Annotated in this window: 1 pseudogene; it reads right to left on the bottom strand. The window is 70.4% G+C overall.

Annotation, left to right across the window (positions count from 1 at the left end):
- Positions 1–415 (bottom strand): annotated as a pseudogene (locus EOA29_RS40420) (PAS domain-containing sensor histidine kinase); the annotation flags it as partial.

Raw genomic sequence — 415 nt, 5'->3', positions numbered from 1 at the left:
GCACGATGGTCAGCGCCGGCACCTCGCCCTGGAACGGGTCGGCAGGCTTCGGCGGCTCGGCCGCCGGTTGCCCGGCGGCAGGTTCGGGTTCGGCTGGTGCGGCGCCATTGGGTACAAGCGCCATGCCGAGCGCTTCTGGATCCATGATGGCGTCGGCGCTGCGCGCAACGCCGAAGCCGCGAAAACCCTCGAAGGCGCGGCTGCGGCCATAGACCGGCAGCGCCGCGAGATCGACCGGTATCTTCAAGTCCGTGCCCGCCACCGGCCAAAGCACCGAACGCCCCGACCAGGTATCGCGCCGCTCGAGCAGCGTGGCGATCTCGCCCGACGTGTCGAGACCGCAAGTCGTGGCGACGTCCCTGAAGCGGCGGCCGATCACATCGGCGGCCGGCTTGCCGACGATGTCGGCGAATTC

Source organism: Mesorhizobium sp. M1E.F.Ca.ET.063.01.1.1 (assembly GCF_003998155.1).
Taxonomy (GTDB): domain Bacteria; phylum Pseudomonadota; class Alphaproteobacteria; order Rhizobiales; family Rhizobiaceae; genus Mesorhizobium.
This window is presented reverse-complemented; position numbering and strand designations above follow the sequence as displayed.